The sequence below is a fragment of the Oscillatoria salina IIICB1 genome (assembly GCF_020144665.1).
GTDB lineage: Bacteria > Cyanobacteriota > Cyanobacteriia > Cyanobacteriales > SIO1D9 > IIICB1.
The window spans coordinates 13,511-35,145 of record NZ_JAAHBQ010000030.1; the positions used below are offsets into that span (position 1 = coordinate 13,511).

General features: G+C 40.9%; 27 protein-coding genes. 9 read left to right on the top strand and 18 right to left on the bottom strand.

What is annotated here, in order from left to right; translation table 11 throughout:
- Positions 1 to 246 precede the first annotated feature (246 nt).
- The 3 genes from G3T18_RS10670 to G3T18_RS10680 are packed head-to-tail and all read left to right on the top strand — an operon-like array spanning position 247 to position 2,048.
- Positions 247 to 642 carry a RuvC family protein gene (locus G3T18_RS10670; protein WP_224410539.1) on the top strand — a complete coding sequence of 132 codons (396 nt, stop codon included), beginning with the start codon at positions 247 to 249 and terminating at the stop codon, positions 640 to 642.
- The gene (locus tag G3T18_RS10675) at positions 593 to 1,330 is read left to right on the top strand and encodes a DUF416 family protein (RefSeq protein WP_224410540.1); all 738 of its coding nucleotides are present in this window, start codon (positions 593 to 595) and stop codon (positions 1,328 to 1,330) included. The genes G3T18_RS10670 and G3T18_RS10675 overlap by 50 nt, the downstream gene beginning before the upstream one ends.
- A 19-nt stretch (positions 1,331 to 1,349) precedes the next feature.
- The gene (locus G3T18_RS10680; protein ID WP_224410541.1) at positions 1,350 to 2,048 is read left to right on the top strand and encodes an HhH-GPD family protein; all 699 of its coding nucleotides are present in this window, start codon (positions 1,350 to 1,352) and stop codon (positions 2,046 to 2,048) included.
- A 133-nt stretch (positions 2,049 to 2,181) separates the two neighbouring features.
- Here G3T18_RS10680 and G3T18_RS10685 read toward each other — a convergent pair whose 3' ends face one another.
- On the bottom strand, positions 2,182 to 2,445 hold the full coding sequence (locus G3T18_RS10685) for a DUF3146 family protein (RefSeq protein WP_224410542.1): 264 nt from the start codon (positions 2,443 to 2,445) through the stop codon (positions 2,182 to 2,184).
- A 154-nt stretch (positions 2,446 to 2,599) separates the two neighbouring features.
- Here G3T18_RS10685 and G3T18_RS10690 point away from each other — a divergent pair, with 154 nt between their 5' ends.
- From G3T18_RS10690 to G3T18_RS10705, 4 genes are all read left to right on the top strand, one after another.
- On the top strand, positions 2,600 to 3,265 hold the full coding sequence (locus G3T18_RS10690; protein ID WP_224410543.1) for a Uma2 family endonuclease: 666 nt from the start codon (positions 2,600 to 2,602) through the stop codon (positions 3,263 to 3,265).
- A gap of 66 nt (positions 3,266 to 3,331) precedes the next feature.
- The gene (locus G3T18_RS10695) at positions 3,332 to 3,976 is read left to right on the top strand and encodes a Uma2 family endonuclease (protein ID WP_224410544.1); all 645 of its coding nucleotides are present in this window, start codon (positions 3,332 to 3,334) and stop codon (positions 3,974 to 3,976) included.
- Between the two features lie 23 nt (positions 3,977 to 3,999).
- Positions 4,000 to 4,626, top strand: a complete 627-nt coding sequence (locus G3T18_RS10700) for a retropepsin-like domain-containing protein (protein WP_224410545.1) — start codon at positions 4,000 to 4,002, stop codon at positions 4,624 to 4,626.
- Between the two features lie 84 nt (positions 4,627 to 4,710).
- A complete protein-coding gene (locus G3T18_RS10705; protein ID WP_224410546.1) occupies positions 4,711 to 6,150 on the top strand; it encodes a GTP-binding protein in 1,440 nt (479 codons plus the stop codon).
- 48 nt (positions 6,151 to 6,198) lie between these two features.
- On the opposite strand, the gene G3T18_RS10710 is transcribed toward G3T18_RS10705, so the two are convergent.
- The 7 genes from G3T18_RS10710 to G3T18_RS10740 form a co-directional block, all read right to left on the bottom strand.
- Entirely contained in the window at positions 6,199 to 6,978 is a 780-nt protein-coding gene (locus tag G3T18_RS10710) for an SDR family oxidoreductase (RefSeq protein ID WP_224410547.1), read from the bottom strand.
- A gap of 121 nt (positions 6,979 to 7,099) precedes the next feature.
- Positions 7,100 to 7,477 (bottom strand): type II toxin-antitoxin system PemK/MazF family toxin, encoded by a 378-nt coding sequence (locus G3T18_RS10715; RefSeq protein WP_224410548.1) that lies wholly within the window; start codon positions 7,475 to 7,477, stop codon positions 7,100 to 7,102.
- Complete coding sequence (locus G3T18_RS10720) at positions 7,467 to 7,835, bottom strand: DUF2283 domain-containing protein (RefSeq protein ID WP_224410549.1); 369 nt, start codon at positions 7,833 to 7,835, stop codon at positions 7,467 to 7,469. The genes G3T18_RS10715 and G3T18_RS10720 overlap by 11 nt, the downstream gene beginning before the upstream one ends.
- Before the next feature lie 97 nt (positions 7,836 to 7,932).
- Entirely contained in the window at positions 7,933 to 8,538 is a 606-nt protein-coding gene (locus tag G3T18_RS10725) for a DUF4340 domain-containing protein (protein ID WP_224410550.1), read from the bottom strand.
- Between the two features lie 213 nt (positions 8,539 to 8,751).
- Entirely contained in the window at positions 8,752 to 10,404 is a 1,653-nt protein-coding gene (locus G3T18_RS10730) for a GldG family protein (protein WP_224410551.1), read from the bottom strand.
- Between the two features lie 172 nt (positions 10,405 to 10,576).
- Complete coding sequence (locus tag G3T18_RS10735) at positions 10,577 to 11,374, bottom strand: ABC transporter permease (RefSeq protein WP_224410552.1); 798 nt, start codon at positions 11,372 to 11,374, stop codon at positions 10,577 to 10,579.
- Between the two features lie 104 nt (positions 11,375 to 11,478).
- Entirely contained in the window at positions 11,479 to 12,501 is a 1,023-nt protein-coding gene (locus tag G3T18_RS10740; RefSeq protein WP_224410553.1) for an ABC transporter ATP-binding protein, read from the bottom strand.
- A gap of 202 nt (positions 12,502 to 12,703) precedes the next feature.
- Between G3T18_RS10740 and G3T18_RS10745 the strand changes: the two genes are divergently transcribed.
- Positions 12,704 to 14,779 (top strand): S-layer homology domain-containing protein, encoded by a 2,076-nt coding sequence (locus G3T18_RS10745; RefSeq protein ID WP_224410554.1) that lies wholly within the window; start codon positions 12,704 to 12,706, stop codon positions 14,777 to 14,779.
- Positions 14,780 to 14,813: 34 nt separating this feature from the next.
- Positions 14,814 to 15,491 carry a hypothetical protein gene (locus G3T18_RS10750; protein WP_224410555.1) on the top strand — a complete coding sequence of 226 codons (678 nt, stop codon included), beginning with the start codon at positions 14,814 to 14,816 and terminating at the stop codon, positions 15,489 to 15,491.
- Positions 15,492 to 16,231: 740 nt separating this feature from the next.
- On the opposite strand, the gene G3T18_RS10755 is transcribed toward G3T18_RS10750, so the two are convergent.
- The 10 genes from G3T18_RS10755 to G3T18_RS10790 form a co-directional block, all read right to left on the bottom strand.
- Positions 16,232 to 16,495, bottom strand: coding sequence for a DUF6887 family protein (locus G3T18_RS10755; protein WP_224410556.1), 264 nt, complete (start codon positions 16,493 to 16,495; stop codon positions 16,232 to 16,234).
- Positions 16,479 to 16,688 (bottom strand): DUF6888 family protein, encoded by a 210-nt coding sequence (locus G3T18_RS25885; RefSeq protein WP_397333935.1) that lies wholly within the window; start codon positions 16,686 to 16,688, stop codon positions 16,479 to 16,481. Before G3T18_RS25885 ends, G3T18_RS10755 begins: the two co-directional genes overlap by 17 nt.
- Positions 16,689 to 16,852: 164 nt before the next feature.
- Positions 16,853 to 17,377 carry a phycobiliprotein lyase gene (locus G3T18_RS10760; RefSeq protein ID WP_224410557.1) on the bottom strand — a complete coding sequence of 175 codons (525 nt, stop codon included), beginning with the start codon at positions 17,375 to 17,377 and terminating at the stop codon, positions 16,853 to 16,855.
- 136 nt (positions 17,378 to 17,513) lie between these two features.
- A complete protein-coding gene (locus G3T18_RS10765; RefSeq protein ID WP_224410558.1) occupies positions 17,514 to 18,194 on the bottom strand; it encodes a HEAT repeat domain-containing protein in 681 nt (226 codons plus the stop codon).
- 15 nt (positions 18,195 to 18,209) lie between these two features.
- A complete protein-coding gene (locus G3T18_RS10770; protein WP_224410559.1) occupies positions 18,210 to 18,530 on the bottom strand; it encodes a toxin-antitoxin system HicB family antitoxin in 321 nt (106 codons plus the stop codon).
- A gap of 9 nt (positions 18,531 to 18,539) precedes the next feature.
- Entirely contained in the window at positions 18,540 to 18,782 is a 243-nt protein-coding gene (locus G3T18_RS10775) for a hypothetical protein (RefSeq protein ID WP_224410560.1), read from the bottom strand.
- Positions 18,783 to 18,908 carry a PIN domain-containing protein gene (locus G3T18_RS25525; RefSeq protein WP_263480348.1) on the bottom strand — a complete coding sequence of 42 codons (126 nt, stop codon included), beginning with the start codon at positions 18,906 to 18,908 and terminating at the stop codon, positions 18,783 to 18,785.
- Between the two features lie 99 nt (positions 18,909 to 19,007).
- Positions 19,008 to 19,607 (bottom strand): methyltransferase domain-containing protein, encoded by a 600-nt coding sequence (locus tag G3T18_RS10780; RefSeq protein WP_224410561.1) that lies wholly within the window; start codon positions 19,605 to 19,607, stop codon positions 19,008 to 19,010.
- Entirely contained in the window at positions 19,604 to 20,446 is an 843-nt protein-coding gene (locus tag G3T18_RS10785; protein WP_224410562.1) for a dual specificity protein phosphatase family protein, read from the bottom strand. The genes G3T18_RS10780 and G3T18_RS10785 overlap by 4 nt, the downstream gene beginning before the upstream one ends.
- A 32-nt stretch (positions 20,447 to 20,478) precedes the next feature.
- Positions 20,479 to 21,363, bottom strand: coding sequence for a phosphodiester glycosidase family protein (locus G3T18_RS10790; RefSeq protein ID WP_224410563.1), 885 nt, complete (start codon positions 21,361 to 21,363; stop codon positions 20,479 to 20,481).
- Positions 21,364 to 21,635 lie beyond the last annotated feature (272 nt).

Genomic DNA, 21,635 nt, shown 5'->3' on the forward strand with positions numbered 1-21,635 from the left:
TTGGGGGTTGGGAGAATTGGGAATAGGAGATCGAAATTGGAGAGAAATAGCGACCAAGATGGTCGCACTACAACTTCGCAATTACCGATATTTTGATTAAAATGCCGAATAGTTTACCCAGTCACCACCTCCCCAGTCCCCAGTCCCCAATCACCAGTCACCACCTCCCCAGTCCCCAGTCCCCAATCACCAGTCCCCAGTCCCCAATCACCAGTCCCCAGTCCCCAATACCCAATTAACCAAAAAATGCTTTTAGGTTTCGATCCAGGAAGAGATAAATGCGGAATTGCAGTGATGGGATTTGACCGTCAACTGTATTACCATGAAGTAGTAACTGCCGAGAGTGCGATCGCGACAATCTTAGCAAAATTAAGAGAATTTCCGATTGAAATCTTAGTCATGGGCGATCGCACAACGGCGAAAAGCTGGAAAAAGCAACTAGAAGCCGAAATTGATCTGGCGATCGCAATGGTAGACGAACATAATAGTACCTTAGAAGCACGCGATCGCTACTGGCAAATGTATCCTCCCGGATTACTCCAACGTCTCATCCCCCAAGGAATGCGGCTACCACCACGCCCCGTAGACGATATTGTCGCTATCCTACTCATCGAACGTTACCTGCAAAGCCAACTCTTCTAGCGCTCCTTTATCATATTTTTCATTAAAAGTCAAGAGTATTGGCGACAATGACAGTATGGGACTGTATTCTGACAGAATCAAATCTTTAAAAGTAGAAATTGAAAAGCTTTCACCTCTCCATCGAATTGCTTTTGCTGCATCTTGTTGCGAGCGGTTACTGCCAAATTGCTATATTTTTACAAGAGAGGAAGGTCAAGGAAACCCATCTCCTCTTAGAACTGCTCTAGATGAAGTTTGGCATATTTTAGAGGGTAAAGTAACTAAAAAAGAAACAATTCAGTTACTACTAACAGATTGTGAAAAAGCGATAGTTCCTAGCGATTACGTTCTAGAATCGCGGTATAGTGCCGAATCACATTTAGCAATAGTAGCGATTTCAAAGACATTAAAAGCTTGTCTTAGTAAGAATAATGTAGAAGATATCTTTAAAGTCATAGAAGTTGTAGGAGATACAATCTTTGGATTTCTCGATATTGACAAAGAAATTACCGATCCAGATTGGTTACAAAAATCCTGGGAAGAGGAAATTGAAGAGATATCAAATCATCCATTTACACTTCGAGAGATAGCAAAGCAGAATGAAGATTTGCAAAAATTAAAAGAGGCAGAAACTTTAGAACCCAAACTTCTAGAATGGCTGCGTACTACTTCTTATAATAACGACAAAAGCTTAATCGACCTATCTTAAAAAAACAGACAAACGCTTCATGAAAACTGCAAATTATCCTCTACAAAACGAGATTCCCGCACTCCCCGAAAAGCAAGTCCAGTGGTTTCGCAGCCAGCTTCAAACCTGGTCTATTGCCAACTTTCGCGACTTTCACTGGCGGCGTACTGCCGACCCCTACGCCATTTTCATCGCCGAACTGCTGCTACAAAAAACTGACGCGACTACTACCGAAAAAATCTACGAAACCTTTCTCGCTCGATATCCTTCCCCAAAAGCGATCGCCACAGCAAAAATAGAAGAAATAGCCAGACTTCTAACCCCTCTGGGTCTTCATTTTCGAGCCGAACGACTCCATCGCGCTTGTCAAATGATTCTCGAAAAGCACGACGGAAAAATCCCGGCTACCGAAGCCGAACTGTTAGAACTTCCCGGAGTAGGCAAATATACAGCCCGTTCCATCTGCACTAATGCCTTCAAACAACCCCTAGCAATCCTCGACACAAATGTTGCCAGAATCATCGAGCGTTTTTTCGGTATCAAAGGAAATCGGGTAAAATCTCGCTGCAAGGTACTTTGGGGAATCGCAGAAATCCTCGCCCCCAAAACAAACGTCGATTCCTGGAATCTAACTTTAATCGACTTCGGGGCAGCAACCTGCACTGCATCTCGCCCTTGCTGTCAGAATTGCCCGTTACAACAACAGTGCAACTATGCCAAAATAAGATTGGTAGAATAACGCGATCGCGCTCAACATTTTCAACGAACTTTAATCAATCTGGGAAAAACAATTTCCGAGACTATCTAAAAATAACTGGAGGCGGAGCCTCTGGATAGCATTCCCCGGCGGAGCCAGGGAACGAGGAATTAGATCATAAATTAGCTCTGAGAGTAAACTCATAATCGCCTCCTGGCTCTAATTGGTAGTCGCACCGCTCCAAAAAACGAGACAAAGGTTCGAGAATCAAAGCACGTCCTAACGAAGGCTGAATCAACAACTGTCCTTGACGGAAACGCCATTGAAATTGCCATTCGTAGGTAGCGGCTCTTACTTCGCCTTCGATTTTCCCGTGATTCCAAGAATGTTGGGTAATGCGAACGTAAGCAGTTGTTTCGGGAAGATATTTAGAACTCACTATCGCCCTGATTTCGATCTGTTCTGTTGGATCACGATAACAAAAATAAGCGTTGTTTGTGTGGTTAACAGCATCATTCACTACCAGAAAATTCCTGTCGCTTCAGTTCCAGGACTACAATTTAATCAAGTTGTGAATTATCTCAATCCCTATCGTGACAACAACATCAACTGCGAACCCAAGTCAAAATGCGTACCCTAAAGTCGGCGCAGCCATCGCATTGCAAGGCGTTTCCTGGCAAACTTATCAAATGTTACTCTCTGATGTTGGTGAAAATCGCGCTTGGAGAATTACCTATGACCAAGGTGTGTTAGAACTGAGAATGCCACTTCCTCAACATGAAGAACCGAAACGACTAATAGAAAGTTTTATTGAAGCTATTGTTGATGAGCTAGAAATAGAACTGAGAAGCTTGGGTGCGTTAACTTTAGAACGAGACGATCTTGCTCGTGCAATTGAGCCAGATTCTTGTTTTTATATTCAAAATGAAGCGCAAGTTAGAGGTAAGCAATCAATTAATTTACTCACCGATCCGCCGCCAGATTTAGCGATAGAATCAGATTATACTAACTCTTCGATTAACAAATTATCTGTTTATGCTGCTTTGGGTGTTCCGGAAGTCTGGCGTTACAACGAAAGTAATTTAGAAGTTTATATTTTAAGTGAAGGTAAGTACGAACTTGCTCAAGAAAGTCTGGCTTTTCCTTTTTTACCAATTGCCGAAATACCTGCTTTAATTGAGCAAAGTCAAAACCTCGGACAAAGAGCGACGGTGCGTTTATTCCGAGCCAGAATTCGCGAAATTATCGCTAGTCAATAATGGTTATTAATTAATTTTTTTACTACAAAGAAAATTAAATTTATTTCTCAATTAAATTGTCTTACTATGGTGACAATAACATCAACTCCGAACCAAAATCAAAACGCCATTCAGTTAAAAGGCGTTTCCTGGCACACTTATAAAATGTTACTCTCTGATGTGGGAGAAAATCGCGCTTGGAGAATTACCTATGACCAAGGTGTATTAGAACTGAGAATGCCAAGTTTACCTCATGAAGTACCCAAAGGACTCCTAGAAAGCTTTATCGAAGCGACAGTAGATGAGTTAGAAATTGAAATTCTTAAAGCTGGTGCGTTAACTTTAGAACGAGACGATCTTGCTCGTGCAATTGAACCAGATTCTTGTTTTTATATTCAAAATGAAGCGCAAGTTAGAGGTAAGCAATCAATTAATTTACTCACCGATCCGCCGCCAGATTTAGCGATAGAATCAGATTATACTAACTCTTCGATTAACAAATTATCTGTTTATGCTGCTTTGGGTGTTCCGGAAGTTTGGCGCTACAACGAAAGTAATTTAGAAGTTTATATTTTAAGTGAAGGTAAGTACGAACTTGCTCAAGAAAGTCTGGCTTTTCCTTTTTTACCAATTGCCGAAATACCTGCTTTAATTGAGCAAAGTCAAAACCTCGGACAAAGAGCGACGGTGCGTTTATTCCGAGCTAGAATTCGCGAAATTCTCGCTAATTAATCATGAATTTGGAGTAATTATCAATGAGTGGCGACCTCTCACGAGAACAAAATCGTGCTATGCTCAAATGGTTTAACAAAAACTACCGTAATTTAAGAGAGTTATATCGAAATCAATATATTGCTTACAATGAAAATGGCTTAATTGCTCATAGTGAAGATTTAAGCTCAGTTTTAGAAATTGCTAAAGCTTCAGGAGAACATTTTGCTATTTATTTTCTTCCTAAATCTACTGCTTCTGTACATATTTTACCAATCAAATTTCGTACAGTTGTTCGCCAGGATTGGATTCCTAATTATCAGGTTAAACTGAAACATAACGAATTTGAAGTTACAGCATCAATGTTAGTAGATTCTGGTGCAGAACTCAGTTTGATTTCTTATAAACTTGGTCAAGAGTTAGGTTATGCTTTAGCTGATGCCGAATCTACTTTATTTGCCGAAACTATTGGGGGAACTGTAGAATATGTGTTACGGAATGTGGAAATGAATATTGATGGATATGATTTTATTGCTCCTGTAGCCTGGTTACAACAAAATTTGGCAGTAGAACAATTACTATTAGGACGGGAAGTTGTCTTCGATCGATTTAATATTGAGTTTAGACAAGCTGATGAAGAAATTATTTTTACTTGGCGTAATAATTCTTAGATAACCTAATAATTTGCTACAAATGAACAAACTTTTGCTTAGAATCGAAAATAAAGGTAGACATCTAGCATCGGAGGTATATCTTTGTCTGATTCTGTAGATTATGAAGGTTGGAACGTCGAAGAGTTCGATCGCGCAATTCTCAGTTTTGAGGAGATCCAAGGTGAGCTAAACTATAAGCAAGCGCAAGATTCGCTGCGGGGTTTGGTTCAGCGTCTTGACCTCTCTTCGAGGGAAAAAGCGGGTTTGGAGATCGAAATTGAGGATCTCGCAGCGATGCTGGATAAGTTGGATAATTCGGTGGTAACGATCGCTGCTTTTGGTATGGTGGGACGGGGTAAGTCTTCGGTTCTGAATGCGCTTTTGGGTCAGGATGTGTTTGAAACGGGTGCTTTACATGGCGTGACTCGCACCATAGATAGCGCTAAATGGCACTTAGCGACGGAAAATGTCGGATCGGGCGATAAGGAGGTTCTGCGCGTTGCTTTGCCTGGAGTGGGCAATTCCCAGATTCAACTGGTGGATACTCCGGGTATTGATGAGGTGGATGGCGAAACTCGCGAAATTTTGGCGCGGCGAATTGCGAAACAAGCAGATTTAATTTTATTTATTATTGCTGGTGACTTGACAAAAGTAGAACATGATGCTTTGTCTCAGTTGCGGGAAGTCGGGAAACCGATGTTACTGATATTTAACAAAATCGACCAATATCCGGAAGCCGATCGCGAGTTAATTTATCGTAAAATTCGCGACGAACGGGTGCGCGAGTTGTTACATCCAGAGGATATTGTCATGGTAGCTGCTTCGCCGTTGGTTTTGCAAGCCCAGAAAAAGGCTGATGGTAGCATTATTCGTCAGCGTCGTCGCGGAAAAGCCCAGGTTGAGGATTTAAAGCTGAAGATTTTGGAGATTTTGCACCGAGAAGGTAAATCTTTGGTGGCTTTGAATACAATGCTTTATGCTGACGAAGTTAATGAAGAGGTGGTAAAAAGGAAGATGAGCATTCGCGATCGCGCAGCGAATGAGTTGATTAATAAAGCGGTGATGACGAAAGCTGTAGTTATTGCGTTGAATCCGGTGACAGCTTTTGACTTGTTTACTGGGGCGATCGTCGATTTGGTAATGATTCTCGGCTTATCCAAATTATATGGCATTCCCATGACCCAACCGGGCGCGATCGCACTTTTGCAAAAAATCGCTTTCAGTATGGGTGGGATTAGTGTCAGCGAACTCTTAGCCAACCTCGGTTTAAGTTCCCTCAAAGGTATTTTAGGCATTTCCGTCCCTGCTACGGTAGGAGTTTCCCTCGCACCCTACATTTCCGTTGCGATTACTCAAGCAGGAGTTGCGGGAGTATCAGCTTACGCGATCGGACAAATAACGAAAACTTATCTCGCCCAAGGCGCATCTTGGGGACCCGACGGACCCAAAGCCGTCGTCAAACGTATCCTTGACTCCCTCGATGAAACCTCAATTCTCAATCGAATTAAACACGAATTAAACGCTAAATTGATCAATTCTTAAATTAATTGTCTAATTGCCAAATCTCTTATTAAATAATGAGCCTATTAATTAAAAAATCCCCGGATATGTGCCTCCGTCAAGCAGCAAATTTTGACCTGTAACATATCCCATCTGGCTACTACACAAAAATGCACAAGCATCTCCAAGTTCTCTCGGAGTCCCAAATCTGCCAGCCGGAATTTGAGCAAAACGTTGGCAGATTTCTTGTTCTGTAGTTACACCTTTTTCCTGAGCAGAAAATTTCATAAACCTCTGGAAACTAGCTGTATTAAAAGAACCAGGTAAAAGATTATTAATCGTCACATTATAACGAATACTTTTGCGAGCAAGATTAGCCACAAAAGCAGTTAAACCTGCTCTCGCTGCACTAGACAAACCCAATCCCTCAAGAGTCATTTTCGTAGCCCTTGAAGTAATATTAACAATCCGACCAAACTTTCGTTCAATCATCCCATCAATAGTTCCTTTAATCATTTCAATTGGACCAATCATATTAATCAGCGCCGCATTAATCCAGTCTTCTTGGTTCCAATCTCGAAAATTCCCCATCGGAGGACAGCTAGTATTGTTAATTAAAATATCTGGAGTAGGACAAGCCGCAAGGAGAGCTTTTTGTCCTTCAGTTGTTGAAACATCCCCAATTACAGGAATTACTAAACTACCTGTTTCTTCCCGAATTTCGGCTGCTGTTTCGTGTAAACTCTTTTGATTACGACCATTAATTATTACTGAAACTCCTTCTCGCGCTAAAGACATTGCACAGGCTTTTCCCAGCCCTCTACTCGATGCACAAACAATTGCTTTCTTACCTTTTAGACCTAAATCCATAACTGACTGAAATCTTTTTAGCTGATTTGAGTGATACCTTAACTATATCAGAGTAGCTTTAAGATTTATTTAACACTTTACTTAAAGTTATGTTTCCAGCAAACTACTTAAAATAGTTGGTTTACATTCCGTTTTCTTGATACTCAACAAGAATCATAATTGCCAAGATTATTTCTGCCATTTTTTCTTCCGAAGCTTTTCTTAATTTACGGATAAATCTTTGACTATCTATTCCTCGTAATTGCAACGTATCGACAGCCGATACTTTCTTTAAACCATTATTAGCATTTGCTTCTATTCTAACGTGCCAGAAATTTCTACCAAAGTAATCTTTCCAGTCTGTAATCGGGGCAATAAGCTTGATCGGCAGTTGACCTGCCGCATCCGAACTTACTATAATTGCAGGGCGTGTTTTTTTAATTTCACTTCCGACAGTAGGATCAAAGTTAACTAGCCAGATTTCACTACGTTTAGGAATAGGAAAACGATTAGTAGTCAATAATGTCACCCAGTAAAAATTCTTTCCATTCTACGTTTTGTTGGTAATGAGTTACCATGTCTGTTGCTTGTTGTGCAAGAATGCGCCGACGTTCTTCCAGAGGAAGTTTGAGGAAATCTTTACGTTGTTCTAGTGAGAGAGAATGTTGATTTGCTTGTCCCAAGTTTTTAACAGAATATTCAATAGTTTGGGGATTAGTAATTCGTTGGGAAGCATTGAGAATTTCTAACTTAACAAGATTACCATCTTTATCGTAATCAAAAATTAGATCGTCTTTTTCTTTTTCACTTCTGAGTGTAAGTAGATCGTTAAACTGAATGCTTAAAACATCTACTTGAGGATCGTAGATTATTTTCATATCTGAGTTTTTGCTAATGATCGGGTTATCTTTAGCTTATCGTAAAAATGGAAAAATCTCCTAACTCCAGGACAAATCCCAACTAATCTTAACAAGATTAATTTGCTTCTTCTAAATCTTCTTCGGAAGTTTCTTCCGGAATTTCTGATTCTTGTTTCCACTCAGATAACTCTCTTTCTACACCGTATTGAAAATCAATCGGGACTAACAAGACTTCTAACTCTTCTTCGGGATTACTTTGCGGATCGGTTTGCGCGTAGAGAAACTTATTATCGAAGTTAGGATTACCTAAAATTATTTGGTGACTTTCGTTATTTTTTAGTTGAATATTCACCGTGGCAAAAGGTCGATCTAGTCCGTAATCTTGGAGTTGATTAGTAGGAACAGAAAAAACTTTTTCGCTTTTCCCTCCAGCGATTAAATCTAATAAAAAAGATACCGCCGCATCAGAAGCAGTAACGTTTTCTGGTTGCTTCATTTGCCAAGGATTTAATTCATCTTCAGTGCGTTCAAATTCAAGCATTTCGCTATTTTTTTCAATAGTAAAACTTTGAATTTGTTCTTTATCGAAAGCAAAAATTCTCTTTTGTTCTTCCTGAATTTCTGCTCGCTTTTCCGCTCCTTTGATTTCATAAAAATAGACAAAACCACCTAAACTTAGGGCGAAAATTAATAAAATCCAAGTAGTTTTTTGTAATTTCATAAGCTCATTTCAGCAAATTAAATGATTTGCAAATTACATTTTTGTACTGCAAGCGTCTCGCTTACTAAGATTTTTTATTGTTAGCTAATTTTTTAATTACCTTCGCTACCTAACTTTCTCAATTAGCTTAACTCCCTAATTGTCTTAACTGCTAACTAATAATTGGTAAATGCGGCTGCTAACTGGTAACTATTCCCTGTTAACTCTTAACTGTTATCGTCGTCTCCACCACATAATTCCCGCAGTAATTAAACCGAGTAAAGGAACAACTACCAAAGCACTCCAAAAGATAATTTCTGCTTTTTCTGGAGTCAAATTAATGCGCCTATTTTCGGGTTGTTTAGGACGAATAGAAAGAGATTTTTCGTCTTGTTTGCTTAACCAATCAACTGAATTAAGAAACAAATCTTGATTGAGTTGTTCGTCCAACCAACCATCAGTAGCAAAAGTCGAATTACCGATCGCAACTAATCTTGCTTCGGGATTATTTTCAGCTTCGTTAGCTGTTTCCTCAGTTTCTAAATCTTCGGCTTCAGTTTCAGTTATTTCTTCATCAGTAGCAGGTGGTGTTTCAGCTTCAGTTTCTGGAGGTGGTGTTGTTTGAGTGGGAGTTGAAGAAACTGGACGAGAAAAAGCAAAACCGAGGTTTAAAGGTCCCGGAACATCACTAGCGGGATTGAACTCTAATTCTTCTGATTCTACATCGCTTTCTGCCCAACTTTGCTCGCTAGTAACAATCAAAGGAGTAGCGGTAATTCCTACTACTTGATTAGTATCGATTCGTCTCGCGAGAGGATAGATAGAGATTCCGTTAGCAAAATCTGCGACAATTGGATGATTACCGTAATCTCTAACTAGAGGTGTAACTGGACCAAAACCGAGAACGCTACCAGTACCAGAAGCATCAATAACTATGCGATTATCGAGGACAATTCCCCATTCTTGGAGTAAGGAATCTAAACCAGGATTAGTATTAGGATCGATGAGTAAAAATGCGCTACCACCATTGTCGAGATAAGTTTGGATTGCGCTAACTTCACCGGGAATTAAAGGACGTTTAGCCCCAGCGATCGCTACTACTCCCGCGTCTTCGGGTACTGCTGCAAGGGAAGCGAGGTTTAGGGGTTCGACTTCGTAGCCGCTTTTTTCTAAGCTAGCTACAGCTTGAGAAAATCCCCCTTGTTCGGCTTCTAAAAGGGGTTCTCCATGTCCTTGAATAAAATAGATTTTGGGGAGAACATCACGCTGTACTTTGGCGATCGCGTTGGTTAATTCAATCTCTGAGATCGGTTCTCCGGGACTTAAACTTTGGACTAGCTGTTTTTTATCTCCATATTCGAGATAAATTTCCCCAATTAAATTAACATCAAATCTTTGGGCTATTCCTACTTCTATTTGCGGATCGACAAATTCATATTCAAAGTTTTCCCCATAGCGACTATATCTGGCTAATAGTTCTTGATCTGCTGGATTTGGAGTTGGTACAAACGCCCATACTTTCAACGGCTGTTCTAAATTTTTGACAATTTCTTGTGACTGTGGGGAGAGAGTAAAAAGTTGATTTTCCGTTAAATCTATTCGTCCCGTATAGCGAACGGCGAGAAAATTTATCAGTCCTAAAATTACTACCAATGCTACACTAGCAACGATAGCATTTGTACCTGCTTGGGTCGAACGACGAGCAAAAAAATTCTTTGCACCGCCAAAAGTAATTAACCCAAAAATAATAATTCCTAGCCCAATTACTAGGAAAATTATTGGTAGTACCGTCCATTCCCCGGTAACTAAGCCTGCTATCAGCCCAGCTACTAATAAACATGGACCTAGCCAAATTAAATATCGCCAATACTTACTTTTTTTGCTCATTGCTCATCCAAGTATTCTTGAGATATTGAATTAAGAATTATTTGCGGTTTTTTATTTCACCAACAATCATTTTGAATTTTACCTGTAAGTTATCCGCGTTGTTTTCAGAAAAATTTTAGCTTCTTGCTTGAGCGAAAACCTGGTTATTAATCTGTTTAATTCTTAATTATCATTAACGCTGGAAACGTAATGCTTCGATAGAGATTGCTGTCAAACAAACTCCTAAAATGATATAACTTGCCAACATTACTATACTACTGGTATCGATAATTCCTTGTACCAAATTATTGTAATGTTGCAGCAAAGAAATGTGATTTAAAACTGCTCCTACTCCGCCACTAACTACATTAGCTACCAGTTCAATCAACCACAAAAACAGACAAAGAGCAAAAGTCATAATTGCTGATAAAATTGTGCTATCTGTTAGGGAAGAAATAAACATTCCTAAAGATAAAATTGCGGCTGCGAGTAAGATTAATCCGAAATGTGCTACTAGGGGAACTGCTAATTTTATGGGTGGATCTGCTGCACTAAAGGCGATCGCTTGATAAAAGATTAAAGGTAGGAGCATAAATGTGAAAAAAGTTACTACCCCCAGGAGTTTTCCTACTGCTACTGACCAATTTGTAAGCGGCGATGTTGCTAATAATTCTAAGGTTCCTCGCTTGCGTTCTTCTGCATAAAGTCCCATTGACAGAATTGGGAGCAAAAATAACACTAAGGAACCTAAAACACCGAGGAAAAAGCGGAGAAATTCGTAAGCAACATCAATTGGCGGTCCGGGAATTCCTAGTTGATCTCTTTGGGCTACTGATTGGATAATTCCTTCTGGTCCGAGTAATGAAGGAACGAAAAAGAAGCCTGCTATTAGCCAGAAGATAACTGCGACAATATAGGCTAAAGGTGAGGCAAAGTAGCCTTGTAATTCTTTACGGAAAATGGCGATAATATTCGCAATAATTACACGCATAAATGCTTGGAATTTTAACTATCATTGAGTTGATTATTTGTCAAGAGAAACCCAAAATTTTTCGCAAAAATAAATTAAGTAATCAATTGGCGATCGCGCGCGTTTTAGCTTTCTTTGTCTGACTCATCTTCAGGAGGAACTTCTCTTGGAGATTCTGGTATTGCTGGGGTAGGAGTGTCAGCGACAGATTCTTGAGTTGTTAATTCTAAAAAGACATCTTCTAGAGTAGGACGAGTACGAATCATTTCGCAAAGTCCCAAACCAGAATTAACGATCGCCGCCGCGATTTCTCGACCTGGTTCAGTACCAACTTCAGAGATAATACTAATCAGCGAGCGAGATTCGGAAGTTTCCGTAAGAGGAGAAACATCCAAGTGAGAAACACCAGGAATATTCCTCAGCGTTGATTGTACTTCAGTTGTGTCCCCAATAACCTCAACTTGATAGCCAGAATTTCCCGTGAGTTGCGCGAGTAAATTTTCCGGAGTATTCGTCGCTACCACCTTACCCTTATTAATAATCGTCACGCGATCGCAAGTCATGCTCACTTCGGGCAAAATATGAGTAGAGAGGATAATCGTATGTTCTCCAGCCAGACTTTTAATTAAATTGCGTACCTCAATAATTTGCCGAGGATCGAGTCCCACCGTAGGCTCATCCAAAATAATAGCAGGTGGGTCGTGAACGATCGCCTGAGCAATACCCACTCTTTGACGATAACCCTTCGACAGTTTGCGAATCAGAACTGGCGACTTCTCCTCCAGATTACAACGCGCGATCGCCGATTTTACCCTTTCCGCGCGAGATCCCGGCGCTACCCCCTTAATTCGCGCGACAAAGTCCAAAAACCCCTCCACCGTCATATCTAAGTACAAAGGCGGGATTTCTGGTAAATAACCAATCCTGCGTCGCACCTCAAGCGAACTTTCGTGAACATCATACCCAGCAACCCGCGCAGTCCCCGTAGTCGCAGGTAAATATCCCGTCAAAATTCGCATTGTCGTCGTTTTTCCCGCCCCATTCGGTCCGAGGAAACCCAAAATTTCTCCTTTCTCCACCGAAAAGGTAACATCTTGAATGGCAGGCGTTGAGCCGTATATTTTACTTAAGTGTTCAACTTCAATCATAGATAGTTGTTAGTTAGCACGTAGGGCGCATTTACCAGTGAACAGTTATCAGTGAACAGTTACCAGTTATCAGTTATCAGTGAACAGTTTATCCCCTAATTCCTCCTTGTCTCCCTTGTCTTCCCCCTCCTCCTTGTCTCCCAATCCCCAATCACCAATCCCCAATCACCAATTCCCAATCACAAAGGACAAAGATCAAATTATGGTTCAATCGACCTTATACGTCAACCCAAAAACAGGCAAAGATAATGCTACAGGTAGTATTAGCGATCCCTTAAAAACGATCGCGCGTGCGTGCGATCGCGCTCAAAATCAAGATACCATTCGCTTAGCAGCCGGAAACTACGACACAGCTAACGGTGAAAAATTTCCGCTTGTCATCCCAGAGGGAGTAACAGTTATCGGAGACGAAGCCAGCAAAGGCAAAAATATTCTCATTATTGGTAGCGGCGAATACGATAGTCTTACTTTCAAAATCCAAAATGTTACCCTCCTCCTCGAAAATAATGCCCAACTCAAAGGTGTAACCGTTACTAACCCAGTAGCAAAAGGTACTGGAATTTGGATTGAATCTACTGCACCAACAATTACTAACTGTACCTTAATTAACTGTCGTCGCGAAGGAATGTTTGTCACGGGTAACGCCAAACCCATTATTTCTGAATGTCTTTTTGCTCAAAATGCTTCTAGTGGCTTATTTTTAGTCCGCAATGCTAAAGGAGAAGTGCGGCGCAATGTCTGTCAAAATACAGGTTATGGTATTGCTGTCAGCGACCAAGCAGCCCCCTTGCTTTCCGACAATCAACTAATGAATAATAAAGCTGGAATTTATCTTTCGCGCCAAGCTAGTCCCGTCCTGCGCCGTAATTTAATCGCCAATAATAGTAACGGTGGCTTAGTAATTACAGGCGAATCTCGTCCCGAATTGGGTAACGCTCAAGATCCCGCAGGTAACATTCTCCGAGATAATAATAATCTCGATCTACGCAACGAAACGACTTTGAGAGTTATTTCCGTCGGTAATCAACTCAACCCTGCCAAAGTTAGCGGAAAAATTGAATTTCCGGCGGCAATTGTCGAAAGTCGTACAGTTGGACCAAGTTTATTTAACGATACTTCCGGTCATTGGGCAGAACCATTTATTAATCAATTAGTCGATCGCAATTTCGTCTCTGGTTTTCCTGATGGTAGTTTTCGCCCCGAAGCTAACTTAACTAGGGCAGAATATGCCGTTTTAATCGCCAATGCCTTTAATTTACCCCGACAAGTAGGCGCAGACTTTGGTACATTCAAAGACGTTCCGGAAAACTTTTGGGCAGCCAGAGGCATCCAAAAAGCAGCAGAAATGGGCTTTATCGCCGGATTTCCCGATGGCACATTTCGCCCCCAAAGTAAACTAACCAGAGTCCAAGCGATCGTCTCCTTAGTCAACGGTTTAGGACTCAGTGGCAGCAATCCCAACCTACTCTTGTTTTATCAAGATCGCGCCCAAATTCCCAGTTATGCGACCGTAGCGATCGCCACTGCCACAGAAAAACGTCTAGTAGTAAACTATCCCCAACCAGACATCCTCGAACCTTTACGAGACATTACCAGAGGCGAAATTATCACTTTAATTTACCAAGCATTAGTAGCCACCAGTCAAGCAGACGCGATCGCCTCTCCCTACATCGTCTCCCCCACCCTCGAACTACCCTCCTTCGTCGATCTCCAACAACATTGGGCAGCAAGTTTTGTCACTTCTCTTGCTAGCATGGATTTAATCAGTGGCTTCGCTGATGGCACATTTAAACCAGATACACCCATCACTCGCGCTCAATTTGCCGCCTTAGTCGTCAAAGTCTTTAACCCCTCGCCAATTCGCCCCGCAACCCAATTTCTCGACATTCCCGTGGATTTTTGGGCAAAAGACGCGATTCAACAAGCCTATCAAGCAGGCTTTTTCTCCGGCTTTCCCGATCGCACTTTCCACCCCGAACAACATCTGCGACGCATTCACCTCATTGTCTCCCTCGCAAGCGGTTTAGCTTTCCCCACCACCGATGAAAACCTACTCAATATTTACGAAGATCGAGCCGAAATTCCCACTTATGCTCGTTCCGCCGTCGCTGCTGCTACCCAAGCAAATATTATCGTATCTCACCCCCAACCCAACAAGCTAAAACCTTTACACTCAGCCACACGCGCTGACGCTGCTGCTTTTGTCTATCAAGCAATGGTTTATCGAGGACGAGTCAGCAACCTCGACTCGCCTTATATTGTAAAGATTGGAGAGTAATTATCCCACCCAACTACAACTTTATCTAACTTTCATGACCGATCCGCTCAACCAATCAAAAATTGCTCAAGCTGTGGCTTTACTCAGCCATTACTGTTTTGAAATGAAAGGCTACACTGCTGAAGAATTAGTTTTTCAATGGTTAGAAAATTATTCAGCCACTTGGATACGTTTAGCAATCATCGAAGCTTTATATCAAGGACGCTACAAAGCAATTTCGGTTGAGCAAATCCTCAATTTTTGGGAACGGCGAGAACAACCTACCTATCATTTCAACCACGAATTTGAACGTTTAATTTGTCGCAAAATTCCCCGCGATTTACTCGCTCCCCCAGAAGATTTGCCAGAAAATATTGCCGAAGAGGAATGGTATTTTACCGAACCCGAACCATCTGCAACTCAAACCAAGAATACTGAAATTGAAACTATTTTACAAAAAACCAATTTACCAGATTATTCCTTCCCTACTTCTGCGAACACATTAGAGTCAGAAAGACAATTTCGTTCTCGCGAACCCACTCCAGAAACTGAAAGCCAACCAGAAATTGAAGTTGATACGAACAAGCCTTCTTCCCAACCTAGTTGGACAAGGGTAGAAGTGGTACAAAGTCCCATTCATCAATTTACTCCCTCTGACGAAGCTTCGGAATTTTTGCTCAAACTAAAAGCTGTCGCGCAAGGTAATGAACGACGCAGAAATCACGATAGATAGTTAGTAGTAAATTATCTAATAATTTATAGTTAGTAGTGAGCGCTAAAGCGCTCTCCTAAAGCGAAATAAAGAAGCGTTAAAGCCCTAAGTACGAACATTCATTTTCCTCCTCTTTCGGTTGTTGTTTTTTCTTTTCTATCGCCGCAATAAAAGTTAGTAGTGAGCGCTGAAGCGCTCTCTTAATCAAAGCCAATAGTCAACAAAATTAGGCAATTTTGTCCCCAATTATAAGGCGGACAAATAGATGAATTTTCTCTAACTTTTTCCTCAGCCCTAAAGCGAAAGAAAGAAGCGCTAAAGCGCTAACTACGAACATTAATTTTCCTCCTCTTTTTCTGATTCTTTTTTCTTTTCTATCGCCGCAATAAAAGTTAGTAGTGAGTGCTGAAGCGCTCTCTTAATCAAAGCCAATAGTCAATAAATCAGGCAATTTTCTCCCCAATTATAAGGCGGACAAATAGATGAATTTTCTCTAACTTTTTCCTCAGCCCTAAAGCGAAAGAAAGAAGCGCTAAAGCGCTAACTACGAACATTAATTTTCCTCCTCTTTTTCTGATTCTTTTTTCTTTTCTATCGCCGCAATAAAAGTTAGTAGTGAGCGCTGAAGCGCTCTCTTAATCAAAGCCAATAGTCAACAAATCAGGCAATTTTCTCCCCAATTATAAGGCGGACAAATAGATGAATTTTCTCTAACTTTTTCCTCAGCCCTAGAGCGAAAGAAAGAAGCGCTAAAGCGCTAACTACGAACATTCATTTTCCTCCTCTTTTTCTGATTCTTTTTTCTTTTCTATCGCCGCAATACGTTCGCGAATTGCTGTTTCCATAATTTGGATATTTTCCGGAATTGGTTCGCCTTCAGGAGTGCAAGGTGGCGGATAAAAAGTTGCTTCTGAGTCGGGAGTGCGACGACTGTATAAAACTCGCAAAGGTTCTAAATCTTCTCGATGTGTAAGTGCATATTGGATAAGTTCTTTGTTAGTCATTTTTTCAAATTTCGGTTGCATCTAAAAACCTCCAAAGTCCATTAGGATAAACAGTAATTTGTAGTTCTTCACCTGCAAAAATAAATATCACTCTTGTTTGCTCGTCAAATCTGAATAGTTGAATGTCTCGATAACCATTAGACAACATCTGGCAAACTCTGACGCAGGCTTGTGCTTGTTCGTCGGTGGGATTAATAGCTAATTCCTCAATTATTACACAAAGCTTAAATTATCATCTTTTTGTTGAGGAGAATTAGAAAAAATCGGTCTTTATTATTCTGAGGCTCTAGACTAACCGATGAGGGTTTGCATAAGCTTTTTTATCGACGATTTTAATTATAAGAAAATGAGCGCTTTAGCGCTCACTACGAACGTTTATTATTGAGAGGTGACGCGTCTTATTTCTGAATAAAAAGCAGCTTGATTGAAGCCTGTGTTATCTTTAACTAAGCTCATCCGCATCCGCAAGTTTTCGCTGGCAAACCATTGTCTTTCTTCGGCGTAAATGTTGCTATCTTCGACAATTAAGGTTAAAGATTCGTCACTATTAATCAGATAACGACCTGTTTGGAGCGTTGGGGAATTGTTACTTCCTTGACGTAATAATTTCCCTGTTTGCGGATTTTTTTCGTCGGGAATGAGAACAATAAAAGTAGCACCTTTTTGTTTGGCTTGACCCCATTCTCCTGAATTGTCCCAACTGATTTTTGCACCTACAGATGTAGGAGTTAGTTGACAATTATTTGCTTGACAAATTTGCCCTAGTTGTGCATTACTAGGAGCGAGAATTTCAATCCCAATTTCTGATTTATTATGCTGGGTTTCGGCGGGATTTAATTCATAGTTGCTTCGCTGAGAAAGCCATTTACCTGCACTTAAGTCAAAAAATTTTTTGATGTCCATTATCTAAGTTGCTCTGCTGATGTTTACTTGAAATCAAATAGTCAGGGATGGGAATTCCTGACTATCAGCTAAAGTTCTCGTATTTGATTTTAGGCGATCGCATCGCATCCCACCCCATCCCATCCCACTCAGGTGTTTAAGTTTCTCTAGCTGCTTTGGCTAAACGCTGGAGGGAGATAGTAGCGGCTTGACTAACTTGGGTATGGCTGTCTTTTTGCAAGAATTTCAGCGCGGAAAGGCTTTTATCGGTGTTGAGGTTGCCGAGGGCTTCTGCTACTCTTTGTCTGATCAGCCAGTCGTCTGAGTCAACGAAGCGTAAGATTTCCTCAACAGTATCTTCTGCTTTAATTTCTCCTAAAGCGGCGATCGCGGCTTGTTCTAAGACGGTTTCGCCACTATTCAATGCTTGCAGCAAGACTTGTTTCGCCCTCGGATCTTTTAAATTTCCCAAGGATACGGCTGCACTAAAACGCACTAGCCATTCGGTATCTTCGTAAAATGCTCTGACTAAGGCTTCAAAGGCTCTTTCGTCTTCTAAATAACCTAAAGCACCTGCGGCATCGGCGCGAATTCCGTAATCGGGATCTGTCTCTAATAACTTCACTAGAATCGGGTAGCATTCCTCTGTGGGTTTCACTCCCAAGGCAAATACTGCCATCGATCGCACTTGCAGGTTATCGTCGTCTAAAACTTTCTTAATTAAAGGTACTGCTTCTTCGGCGGGTACATTTCGCAACCCCGCAAGGGCGACCATGCGATCGCGCGAGTTCTCGCTTTCGAGTTGACTAGATAAATGTTCTAAATTTGGTTTGTTCATTCGATTTTTTATAATTTACTCTTCACTTATTCGCTGCTGGAAACGTTCAATCACTTTCGGACTTAACTCTTCTTCTGGCTCAACCATTTCCCTTGATTTTAAAATCTCTTTAGCTTCTGCCACAGAAACATTACCTAAACTTTGCAATAAACTCTCAAAAGACGATCTTTGTTTCTCAACTTTATCTTTAGATACTTGACGTAATGAAGATGTTAGAGTAACTTGACGAGTCAGAGCATAAACAATGTACTGATTAAGAGAAATCCCCTCTTGTTGGGCAAGACTCGCTAATTCTTGATGAAGTGTTTCGGGTAATCTTAAGGTAAGACGGCTCATTATTTCCTCCTATCCTGCTAAAAGAATAACTAATTCTTGTGGAGTCATAACTTGCAAGTTCAATGTTTCCTTTGCCTTTTGAAAGTCTCGAAGATATGTAATGGGAGAAGAAGGTCGCCAAGAATAATAAATGGTTGTGAAATTAGCAAGGGCAAGAAGAGTTCCCAAAACAGGTTGAAGTTTCTCCCATCGCTCCCTTGAAAGCTTACGAGATAAGACATCTGCGTATTCGTATGCTATTGCATCGGACACCTATACCTCTAAGTAGCCGACAAGCCAAGCGTCCACAATTAACCCTGCGGCACTTCTTTGTTTGGTCAAACCCTCAAAGACAACATTAGTATCAATGACAACACGAGGTTTAGATCGGGCAAGCATGACACTATAATAGCATTATCGGCGGTGTCGCTATGCTGTGCGAACTTGCACTACGCCCATTGGAGATGTTTTCTCAACTTTGGTTTCCTGAAATAAAAGCTATTTCACTCGAAAATGACCGAAATGTTCCTCTCCTTGACGAGAGGGAACTGAATTAGTTACAGGTTTGAGGGTGAGAATTTCAAACTTAGTTGCAAATAACTCTTTAATTTCTTGAACAGTGGAACCAAAGGGAGGTCCGCCGGGACGATTATGAGTGAAAAATATGCCGATCAATTCTCCTTCAGGTTTGAGGATCGAACTGACTACTTCTAGATATTCAAGGCGTTTTTCGGGGTAAATGGCACAAAAACAGGTATGTTCGACAACGTAATTGAAATAGCTCGGAAATTCTTTAGGTAAGGCGAAAATGTCGCCCAAAAGAAACTGGGCTGGTACTTGTTGCTGTTTAGCTAAAGAAGTTGCTGCGGCGATCGCACTGGGAGCAAAATCAAAGCCGATCGCCGCAAACCCATGACGAGCGAATAAAATTGTGTCATAGCCTCGCCCACAACCCAAAACGGCTGTCTTACCTGGTTTCGGCGCGTCGGGACTAGCAAGAAAACTTGCCAGTGGTGGGGTTGCTCCCCCCAAATCCCAGCGAGTTGTACCTTCTTGATAGCGAGATTCCCAAAAATCTGAATTGTCGCGATCGTTCATATTTTCTGCTGTCGTGGAAACAGACGTTCTAAACTTACTTGCAGGTTATTATGAGGATAAATATCTGCTTTTTTACTCCAAATATATTCTAGCGTTTCTTGATAGCTCAGATGACTATTTTTCCAAAAATAATAAGCAATACTTACCGAGCCACTTCTGCCAATTCCGGCTCGACAGTTAACTAATACTTTCTTTCCTTGCTCAATTTGTGACTCGATCCAGTTTACTGCTGCTAACAATCCTTCGTCAGCAATGGGATTATGCGCTCCATCCCGAAACCCCATTTTCTGATAAAAGATTTTCCCATTAACTGGAAAAGTTAAAGTTAGTTCTTCAGCTAAATTCAGCACCGCATCAAAACCTAATTCTTCAGCTTGAGAAGCAGCAATAAAGTTACCTACATATACCCCTGGTGAAAATTCAATATAACTCGCTCCTGTCGTCCAATTCATCCCTGGTTTTGGCGCTGCTAACTTCAGACAACCATTTTCTTGAAATTGTCCCACCCATTGCCAAATATCTCGCTCTTCATCTAAACCAATGCGATAAGTAAATTCATATTCCCCGACACTTGTCGGCAGAAAAGAACCTTGAAAAATAAACGTTTTTTCCCCTACTTGAGTTTGATTTTCTAAATCAATGGCGTGCCACTTTCCTTCACTATTAAACTTAGTTAAAGTATTTGTCCAAAGCTGAACTTTTAATTTTTCTCCTGGATAATCGCTCGTTAGTTTCACGCTTGCGCCGAAACGCTCCAGCATATAAAGTTTGAGATGAGATTTTAAACCCGGATTGCATTCTTCGATGCGAGCAAAGTTAAATTCTGATTTGCTAGTCATGCTAGAAATACTCAATCAGTTCCGTTTCCATTCTAACGCACAATTAAGATTGATTTCACCGCTCGCTCGACTGGCTCTCCTGCCGCAGATATTTTCCCATAATAACTATTACCTTGGTAATAAATTGTTGCCGAACTGCCTCCATCCAAATTCATCGCTTTTTCTGCACCCAAGGATTGCATTAAATTTGCTAATTCTGGTAAAGAAACTCCCGAAGCGTGGCTAAGATTTGGTTTCTGTGCAGCCATTACTAAGAGTAAATCGCCTTTTTTAGTAATTCCGATCGCGCTGCGGGCGTTGCGTCGATCGCTTCCTAAAGCATCTCTTTTGTTAGTATAATCTACAAATGCTTCTTGCTCTAAATTTAGCTTTGGTAGTAAACTCGGACCTGCACCCAAAGCATCAATTAATTGACATTCTGGGGGGATGATTTCTTGACGTAAAGCAATTGTATAATGTCTGGTTTCACCGCATTGATAGCGTCGCCATTCGCTGCGGTTGAAAATGCGTTCTAAATAAGTAGTTAAATTAGGATTATTGATTAATCTTTCGTTGTTTTGCGGATTGGCAACAATCTCTCCATTTTTAATAATATAAGAGGTGGTTTTTTGATTATGGGGGTCAAAAAATCCGCCGTTAATCGCCGCGATCGCGTTTTCTTGATTTGCTAAATTTCTTACTGTGTCTCCTTTTGAGGAAACTACTGGCGTGACTTGATATTGACTTTCGACAGGAATTAACAGGACATAAATTAAACTATCAGGTAAATCAAGCTGGCGAAATTGCATTTCTGTTTCTACAGGGGCGAGATTTTTAGTTTGGGAAGAAGATAAACTTTTCAGGGAAAAAATGCCAGCCGATAACAAGATTAGTAAACTAATTATAGTGAAATTAATTTGCCCAAATATTTTTCTCATCTTTAGCTGCTGGCATTAATTCGTTAGTTGTAATCTGGGCTAGCAACATCTAACCCATTCCAGCACATTTTATCTTAATTTGAACTAAAAGAGAAAAAAAATAGGGGCAACCAAGCTTACCCTAACCCTCTGCTGGAAGCAGAGGGGAGAATTTTTATAGTTATTAATATCTTAAATTATTAATTACTCCCCTTTCCTACAAAGTTAGGGGGGCAACCACGGGGGGTTGCCCCTACTTTTTCGTTTGGTGCAGCAGGAAAATTTTCGCTTCT

Excerpts from the sequence above, each read along its gene's own strand:
- G3T18_RS10695 (WP_224410544.1), top strand. The coding sequence starts at position 3,332 with ATGGTGACAATAACATCAACTCCGAACCAAAATCAAAACGCCATTCAG.
- G3T18_RS10785 (WP_224410562.1), bottom strand. The coding sequence starts at position 20,446 with ATGACTAGCAAATCAGAATTTAACTTTGCTCGCATCGAAGAATGCAAT.
- G3T18_RS10730 (WP_224410551.1), bottom strand. The coding sequence starts at position 10,404 with ATGAGCAAAAAAAGTAAGTATTGGCGATATTTAATTTGGCTAGGTCCA.
- G3T18_RS10750 (WP_224410555.1), top strand. The coding sequence starts at position 14,814 with ATGACCGATCCGCTCAACCAATCAAAAATTGCTCAAGCTGTGGCTTTA.
- G3T18_RS10725 (WP_224410550.1), bottom strand. The coding sequence starts at position 8,538 with ATGAAATTACAAAAAACTACTTGGATTTTATTAATTTTCGCCCTAAGT.
- G3T18_RS10710 (WP_224410547.1), bottom strand. The coding sequence starts at position 6,978 with ATGGATTTAGGTCTAAAAGGTAAGAAAGCAATTGTTTGTGCATCGAGT.
- G3T18_RS25525 (WP_263480348.1), bottom strand. The coding sequence starts at position 18,908 with ATGCTTGCCCGATCTAAACCTCGTGTTGTCATTGATACTAATGTTGTC.
- G3T18_RS10680 (WP_224410541.1), top strand. The coding sequence starts at position 1,350 with ATGAAAACTGCAAATTATCCTCTACAAAACGAGATTCCCGCACTCCCC.
- G3T18_RS10765 (WP_224410558.1), bottom strand. The coding sequence starts at position 18,194 with ATGAACAAACCAAATTTAGAACATTTATCTAGTCAACTCGAAAGCGAG.
- G3T18_RS10790 (WP_224410563.1), bottom strand. The coding sequence starts at position 21,363 with ATGAGAAAAATATTTGGGCAAATTAATTTCACTATAATTAGTTTACTA.
- G3T18_RS10760 (WP_224410557.1), bottom strand. The coding sequence starts at position 17,377 with ATGGACATCAAAAAATTTTTTGACTTAAGTGCAGGTAAATGGCTTTCT.
- G3T18_RS10780 (WP_224410561.1), bottom strand. The coding sequence starts at position 19,607 with ATGAACGATCGCGACAATTCAGATTTTTGGGAATCTCGCTATCAAGAA.
- G3T18_RS10720 (WP_224410549.1), bottom strand. The coding sequence starts at position 7,835 with ATGAAAATAATCTACGATCCTCAAGTAGATGTTTTAAGCATTCAGTTT.
- G3T18_RS10745 (WP_224410554.1), top strand. The coding sequence starts at position 12,704 with ATGGTTCAATCGACCTTATACGTCAACCCAAAAACAGGCAAAGATAAT.
- G3T18_RS10755 (WP_224410556.1), bottom strand. The coding sequence starts at position 16,495 with ATGCAACCGAAATTTGAAAAAATGACTAACAAAGAACTTATCCAATAT.
- G3T18_RS10740 (WP_224410553.1), bottom strand. The coding sequence starts at position 12,501 with ATGATTGAAGTTGAACACTTAAGTAAAATATACGGCTCAACGCCTGCC.
- G3T18_RS10770 (WP_224410559.1), bottom strand. The coding sequence starts at position 18,530 with ATGAGCCGTCTTACCTTAAGATTACCCGAAACACTTCATCAAGAATTA.
- G3T18_RS10735 (WP_224410552.1), bottom strand. The coding sequence starts at position 11,374 with ATGCGTGTAATTATTGCGAATATTATCGCCATTTTCCGTAAAGAATTA.
- G3T18_RS10670 (WP_224410539.1), top strand. The coding sequence starts at position 247 with ATGCTTTTAGGTTTCGATCCAGGAAGAGATAAATGCGGAATTGCAGTG.
- G3T18_RS10700 (WP_224410545.1), top strand. The coding sequence starts at position 4,000 with ATGAGTGGCGACCTCTCACGAGAACAAAATCGTGCTATGCTCAAATGG.